We start from the raw sequence: 6,830 nt of genomic DNA on the forward strand, positions 1-6,830 counted from the left end.
GGATATGAGATGATAGAAACAGAGAAAAAAACAGAGCGTGTCTTTTTGGTCGGTGTGGAACTACCAGACACGGAGAATTTTGACCTATCCATGGAGGAGTTGCATAGTCTGGCTAAGACGGCAGGGGCAGAGGTAGTCGGCTCTTACAGCCAGAAGCGAGAAAAGTATGACAGCAAGACCTTTGTCGGTTCTGGTAAGTTAGAAGAGATCCGGCAAATGGTTGATGCCGAAGAGATTTCGACTGTCATTGTCAATAACCGTCTGACACCTCGTCAAAATATCAATCTAGAGGAAAGCTTGGGAGTCAAGGTCATTGACCGTATGCAGCTGATTTTGGATATTTTTGCCATGAGGGCTAGAAGTCATGAGGGCAAGCTGCAAGTGCATCTTGCCCAGCTCAAGTACCTGCTCCCTCGCTTGGTTGGTCAGGGCATTATGCTCAGCCGTCAGGCAGGTGGAATTGGCTCTCGCGGACCTGGTGAAAGCCAGCTAGAGCTCAATCGACGCAGTGTCCGCAATCAGATTCATGATATTGAGCGCCAGCTCAAAGCAGTGGAGAAAAATCGGGCTACCGTTCGTGAAAAACGGCTAGAGTCCAGCATTTTCAAAATCGGCCTCATCGGCTATACCAATGCTGGCAAGTCTACGATCATGAACTGCTTGACCAGTAAGGACCAGTATGAGGCAGACGAACTCTTTGCGACGCTAGACGCCACGACCAAGAGCATCAACCTCAGTGGCCAGCTCAATGTCACTCTGACGGATACAGTTGGCTTCATTCAGGATTTGCCGACAGAGCTAGTATCCAGCTTTAAATCCACACTGGAAGAGAGCAAAAATGTCGATTTGCTGGTTCATGTCATTGACGCCAGCGACCCTCATCATGAGGAGCATGAAAAGACCGTACTCGACATCATGAAAGAGCTGGACATGCTGGATATTCCCCGGCTGACTCTCTATAACAAAGCAGACAAGGCGGAGGATTTCACTCCGACCTTGACTCCTTATTCTTTGATTTCGGCTAAGGCGGACAATAGCAGAGCTCTTTTGCAGCAAGTCCTGCTGGAGCGGATGAAAGAGTTATTTTTACCTTTTACCATCAAGGTAGCACCGGCTAAAGCCTACAAGATTCATGATTTAGAGAAAGTCGCGATTATGGGGAATCGAGAATATATAGACGATGTCGAAACCATTTCAGGTTGGATTGCTGAGAAAAACAAATGGAAACTGGAAGAATTTTATGACTGATTTTATTGACTTGGCCCTCAAATACGGCGGTTTTACAAGCCTAGACAGGGTCTACTTAGAGCAAGTATTGGCTGATCTGACAGAAGAGCAGAAGCGTAGCTTTATCACACCGCCGCCCAGCGTTATCAATGCTTACTTTGCTGAGCTTTATCAAAAGAAAAGTCCGGAAGCCGCGACAGCTTATTTTCTAGAAATTACGCAAGCGCTGGACTTGTGGAATCCGGATCCTAGCTTTATAGAAAGCAAGCCGTTTGTCCGGCTCAATCTTTCTGGCAAGTCCTACGGGTTTTGCTATGAGAGCGAGGAAGTCGGCTTGGTCTTCCCTGAAAACCCAGAGCCGGTAACAGCTGACTTGCTCTTTGAAATCGCCCAAGTCTTTCCACAGTACTTGGTCTACGAAGAAGATGAGAGAATAAAAATGGTACCTCTCAAAGCTGACTCTCAAGTCGTGGAAAGTCAGGCGCTGACTGCTTTGACCGATTGGCAGCAGCTGGCGGATGGTAGCCAGAGAGTTCTGGGCTACAATCAAGATGAAGTCAGTCAGCTGGCTCAGTCCTATGCTGGCAGAAAATACTATCACTCGCAGAATCGCTCTGCCATGATTTATATCATTTAGAAAGAAAAACATGCAATTACAATTTTTAGGAACAGGAGCCGGTCAGCCGTCCAAGGCCCGCAATGTGTCTAGTCTTGTCCTCAAGCTTTTGGAGGAAATCAATGAAGTCTGGATGTTTGATTGCGGCGAAGGCACTCAGAATCGAATCTTGGAAACTACCATCAAACCTCGTAAGATTTCAAAGATTTTCATCACGCACCTGCACGGCGACCACATTTTCGGTTTGCCGGGTTTCCTCTCTAGCCGAGCTTTTCAGGCTAATGAAGAGCAGACGGATTTGGAAATTTATGGACCAGTCGGTATCAAAAGCTTTGTGATGACAAGCTTGCGCGTGTCTGGTTCTCGCCTGCCTTATCGGATTGATTTTCATGAGTTTGATGAAAACGGTCTGGGCAAGATTCTGGAAACGGACAAGTTTACTGTTTATGCGGATAAGCTAGACCACACGATTTTCTGCGTGGGTTATCGGGTGATGCAGAAAGATTTGGAAGGGACGCTGGATGCGGATAAGCTGCGCGAGGCGGGTGTTCCCTTTGGCCCTCTCTTTGGAAAAGTCAAGAATGGTCAGGACATCGTCCTAGAAGACGGCAGGAAGATTATTGCGGCTGATTATATCTCAGCTCCTCGCCCGGGTAAAACTATTACCATTTTGGGTGATACCAGAAAGACCGACTCAAGTGTTCGCTTGGCTGTGGCTGCGGATGTGCTGGTTCATGAAGCGACCTATGGCAAGGGAGATGAAAAAATGGCCCGCAAACATGGCCATTCTACCAATATGCAGGCTGCGGAAGTTGCTAAGGAAGCCGGTGTCAAACGCCTCCTGCTCAATCATGTCAGCGCACGTTTCTTATCGAAAGACATTAGCCAAATGCGCCGCGATGCAAGTAGCGTCTTTGACAATGTCCATGTGGTCAAGGATTTGGAAGAGGTTGAGTTATAGTTTTCCAATTTAGGACAGTTTCATTGAGAGGAAAATAGGATGGCAGTTGAAAATCGTTTATTAGATAAAGCTGATTGGTATTTTGAGGATGCCTTAACCAACTATCTTTACAGCTACCAATTACAAAATGAGGAATTGACACAAGATGATTACCGAGAGATTCATCGTTGGGCTGCGAATCATATTGGCTTCTTCGTGACCTGGCTAATCCAGCATGACGCAAAGGAAATGATGACTCCTGATGAAGAAAACGTACTCCAAAGTGTGAAAGACGAGCAAACTTTGGGAGTGGATTATCTTTTAAACTGGTGCGATGGCAAATTGGGAACAATGGATGTCAAAAAGGATTTTCAGGCTTTTGTGAACGACTATTATGAACATCAGTATATGAAGGACTATTCTGAATTTGTAGTCAATGACTTGTACGACCTACCTTTGGAATTTTTAGGTAGCTGGGAGGATTATCATCTTTTTGCTCCAGTCATTGATCAAGCTTATGCTGACTATTTAGCTGGAAAAAGATTTCATTGATATTAACAACATGAAAGGCACAACAATGCGTACCATCATTATTACAGGAGCTAGCGGTGGGCTGGCTCAGGAAATGGTTAAGCTCTTGCCCAAGGACCGACTGATTTTGGTTGGTCGGAGCAAGGCCAAGCTGGAAAAACTCTATGGAGAAAAAGAAAATCTTGACCTAGTGGAGCTGGATATTACAGACAGCTCAGCTTTGGAGAGCTTTGCTGAGCGGATTGACAGCCATTACGGTCATGTCGATGTCCTAGTCAATAACGCTGGCTATGGGATTTTTGAAGAATTTGACAAAATCAGCTCCAGTGATATCGAGGCCATGTTTGAGGTCAATACCTTTGCCCTGATGAACCTGTCCCGTATCTTTGGAGCTCGCATGAAGCAGGCAGGTCAAGGTCATATCGTCAATATCGTCAGTATGGCCGGCCTCATTGCCAGTAGCAAGTCTAGTCTGTACTCAGCGACCAAGTTTGCGGCTATTGGCTTTTCTAATGCCCTGCGTTTGGAACTCCTGCCTTTTGGGGTCTATGTCACGACGGTAAATCCCGGTCCTATCAAAACAGCCTTTTTCGATCAGGCAGATCCTGACGGTTCCTATGTGAAAGCAGTGGACAAATATATCCTTGAGCCAGACTTTGTAGCAGGCAAAATTGTCAAATCCTTTGGCAAAAAGAGGCGGGAAATCAACCTGCCTGGTATTCTCAATCTAGCCCACAAGCTTTATACCCTTTTTCCAAGAATGGCCGACAAGATGGCAGCCAATATGTTTAACTATAAGTGAGGTTTTATGACAGCTAATCTACAAGCCTATAAGGCACATCTGCAGGCGCCTTGGGGCAAACTTCAGTATGATATTGTTTTTGCCTTGCTTAAATCGCTGAAGGGACAGAAAATCCTGGATTTCGGTAGTGGTTTTGGAATTGTGGCTGATTTTCTAGCGGAAAAGAACCAAGTAACTGCCATCGAGCCGAACTCAGAAATGATTGCTGAGCGCAAGCAGGACTTTTCCTATGAGCAATTGCAAGGTAGCCTAGAAGTTCTGCAAACATTGCCAGACCAGTCTTTTGATGCCATCGTCTGTCATAATGTCTTAGAGTATGTGTCTGACCCTGCTCTCTATTTGACAGAATTTTCCCGCCTCTTAAAAAAGGACGGTAAAATTTCTCTGGTCAAGCATCACGAGGTCGGGCGGATTATGCATACGGTGGTTTTTGAAAATGACCCAGAAAAGGCTCAGCAGCTTTTAGCGGGTCAGGAATATCAAACCCACAGCATGGGAGCTGCTAAGGTCTATCAGGTTTCGGAAGTGATTTCAGGTCTGCCTTTAGAAGTTGAGGATTATCAGGGAGTACGAATTTTTTACGGGCTGCAATCCAATGACTATAAAACGGCCCCTGACTGGGCTGAAAAGATGCTTGAGGTGGAGCTGGCTGTCTGCAATCAATCACCTTATCGAGACATCGCTGCCTTTCAGCATGTTTGGCTGAGCAAGCACTAAATCTATTTATTAAACATAATCTTCCTAGGGAGAACTATTTATGGCAGAAAGAAATGTCAGAGAGCCTGAGCAGCCGATCAACTACGCCATGCTCAGTTTGTTTCAGTACACGGCTTCAATTTTGGTAATCTTGGTGCATTGCCAGAGGCTTTTTGAGAATGAAATCCTGCATTTTACTCAGAAAAGTATGTTTGGTCGTATGGCAGTGCCCTTTTTCCTGATTTCATCAGCTTTTATGCTTAAATCCGGCTTGGCTAAGAAGCAGGAAATGAAGCTGTATATTAAGCGTGTTTTGAAGCAGTATCTTTTGTGGAGCGGGATTTATGTTCCTTATGCCTTGGCGTATTTTTGGACCCTGCCAGTTCAGAAGCATTATGCTCCTTTGGCCTTGTTGGCTGGGCTTTTGTATATCGGCTTATGTTATCAACTTTGGTATATTCCCGCCTTTCTCTTGGGCCTTTTACTTGTCCACTATGTTTATAGAAAATGGGATGCTAGAAAGACGGGGATTTTTTTACTCCTGCTTTATGTAATAGGCTCGATCGAGACATACTACGCTTATTTTTCAAATAGCTGGCTTACCCAGTCATTTGATGCCTATGCTAAAATTTTCTTCACCACCCGAAACGGCTTTTTTTATACTCCCATTTTTATTTACTTGGGCTATCTTCTTTATGATTATCGTCAGTCTAGCATTTTCAGAAAAGATTATGGGAAAAAGCTATTCTTGTCTGGCCTTCTTTTGCTGCTAGATGGGTGGATTGTCTTTATTCACCAAGGGATTGACAAAAACTTCTTTTTGGCTTTGCCCCTCTTTGCTTTATTTCTGGTGAATTGGATTTTGCGTACAAGAATTGGTCAAAACTGGCAGCTATATCACCTCAAAGAATTGAGTGTTTTATACTTCTTTTTGCATCCAATTTTTATAGAATCCTCTTTCTATCTGCTCCAAAAGACCGATTTTGCCAAGTGGCAGCAGGGAAGGATTGTCTTTTTGCTAACCTTGCTCTTGACTCATCTAAGTGCAGAAGTCATTTTATTGGCTCGGAAGCGCTTGTTCTTGAAGCAAAGCCTTACAAAGGAAATAGGATAGCGAAAGAAAGTTAGTAAGTCGAATCTGCTGATCGGAGAAGTCCTAGCTGGTAAGAGAAAATCCAGCAAAATTGCCCTTGCTCAAATTTAAGCCGAGTGAGGAAGTAAAGCATAAAGTGATAGAACAGAAGAAATATTCCATGCCTTTTTCTTCTGCTCTGTCGCTTTTTCATGTTATAATATTCAGACAAGATTGAACGGAGAGAGTGTTTCACTTATCATGATTAGCTCAAAATACGACTGGCAGTTTGCCACAAATTTTACAGATGAAAAATTTTTAAAAAAGGCTAAGAAAGCTGGATTAGAATCTGCCGCTGCCAGTCTTCTTTACCAAAGAGGTGTGCAGACTGAAGAGGCCTTGCAGGAATTTTTGGAGCCTAGTTTAGACCGGCTTCACGACCCTTATGACCTGCATGACATGGATCGGGCAGTGGAGCGCATTCGCTCAGCGATTGAGAATTACGAGCAGATTTTGATCTATGGTGACTATGATGCGGACGGCATGACCTCGGCATCTATTGTCAAGGAAGCCTTGGAGCAGCTGGGGGCTGAGTGTCAGGTCTATCTGCCCAATCGCTTTACGGATGGCTATGGCCCTAATAGCAGTGTTTACAAGTATTTTATTGAAAATCAAGGAGTTTCGCTCATTATTACAGTGGATAATGGAGTGGCTGGCCTTGAAGCTATCGAGCTGGCCCAGTCTCTCGGCGTGGATGTCATCGTGACGGATCACCATTCTATGCCTGAGGAGCTACCAAATGCCTATGCGATCGTCCATCCGGAACATAGCGGAGCAGATTATCCTTTTAAGCATCTGGCTGGTTGTGGGGTGGCTTTTAAGCTGGCAACTGCCTTGCTGGAAGAAGTCCAAGTCGAACTTTTGGACTTAGTTGCTATCGGTACCA

8 protein-coding genes are annotated in these 6,830 nt (G+C 44.8%); all 8 read left to right on the forward strand.

The genetic code is table 11. From position 1 onward, the window contains the following. Window positions 1–9 precede the first annotated feature (9 nt). Entirely contained in the window at window positions 10–1,248 is a 1,239-nt protein-coding gene (gene hflX / locus RWS39_RS07370) for a GTPase HflX (protein WP_314481988.1), read from the forward strand. Next, window positions 1,241–1,864 (forward strand): cystathionine beta-lyase, encoded by a 624-nt coding sequence (locus RWS39_RS07375; protein WP_314481990.1) that lies wholly within the window; start codon window positions 1,241–1,243, stop codon window positions 1,862–1,864. Before hflX ends, RWS39_RS07375 begins: the two co-directional genes overlap by 8 nt. Before the next feature lie 10 nt (window positions 1,865–1,874). After that, a complete protein-coding gene (rnz, locus tag RWS39_RS07380; protein ID WP_314481991.1) occupies window positions 1,875–2,804 on the forward strand; it encodes a ribonuclease Z in 930 nt (309 codons plus the stop codon). 39 nt (window positions 2,805–2,843) lie between these two features. After that, complete coding sequence (locus tag RWS39_RS07385; RefSeq protein ID WP_314481992.1) at window positions 2,844–3,335, forward strand: DUF7832 domain-containing protein; 492 nt, start codon at window positions 2,844–2,846, stop codon at window positions 3,333–3,335. A gap of 25 nt (window positions 3,336–3,360) precedes the next feature. Then, on the forward strand, window positions 3,361–4,116 hold the full coding sequence (locus RWS39_RS07390) for an SDR family NAD(P)-dependent oxidoreductase (RefSeq protein ID WP_314481997.1): 756 nt from the start codon (window positions 3,361–3,363) through the stop codon (window positions 4,114–4,116). Between the two features lie 6 nt (window positions 4,117–4,122). Continuing rightward, a complete protein-coding gene (locus tag RWS39_RS07395; protein ID WP_314481993.1) occupies window positions 4,123–4,833 on the forward strand; it encodes a methyltransferase domain-containing protein in 711 nt (236 codons plus the stop codon). 40 nt (window positions 4,834–4,873) lie between these two features. Next, window positions 4,874–5,926 (forward strand): acyltransferase, encoded by a 1,053-nt coding sequence (locus RWS39_RS07400; RefSeq protein WP_314481994.1) that lies wholly within the window; start codon window positions 4,874–4,876, stop codon window positions 5,924–5,926. A 219-nt stretch (window positions 5,927–6,145) separates the two neighbouring features. Then, window positions 6,146–6,830 (forward strand): single-stranded-DNA-specific exonuclease RecJ (locus RWS39_RS07405; protein ID WP_314481995.1); only part of this gene is annotated, 685 nt, incomplete at its 3' end.

The sequence above is a fragment of the Streptococcus cristatus genome, from assembly GCF_963529205.1.
GTDB lineage: Bacteria > Bacillota > Bacilli > Lactobacillales > Streptococcaceae > Streptococcus > Streptococcus cristatus_O.

Excerpts from the sequence above, each read along its gene's own strand:
- hflX (WP_314481988.1), top strand. The coding sequence starts at position 10 with ATGATAGAAACAGAGAAAAAAACAGAGCGTGTCTTTTTGGTCGGTGTG.
- RWS39_RS07375 (WP_314481990.1), top strand. The coding sequence starts at position 1,241 with ATGACTGATTTTATTGACTTGGCCCTCAAATACGGCGGTTTTACAAGC.
- rnz (WP_314481991.1), top strand. The coding sequence starts at position 1,875 with ATGCAATTACAATTTTTAGGAACAGGAGCCGGTCAGCCGTCCAAGGCC.
- RWS39_RS07385 (WP_314481992.1), top strand. The coding sequence starts at position 2,844 with ATGGCAGTTGAAAATCGTTTATTAGATAAAGCTGATTGGTATTTTGAG.
- RWS39_RS07390 (WP_314481997.1), top strand. The coding sequence starts at position 3,361 with ATGCGTACCATCATTATTACAGGAGCTAGCGGTGGGCTGGCTCAGGAA.
- RWS39_RS07395 (WP_314481993.1), top strand. The coding sequence starts at position 4,123 with ATGACAGCTAATCTACAAGCCTATAAGGCACATCTGCAGGCGCCTTGG.
- RWS39_RS07400 (WP_314481994.1), top strand. The coding sequence starts at position 4,874 with ATGGCAGAAAGAAATGTCAGAGAGCCTGAGCAGCCGATCAACTACGCC.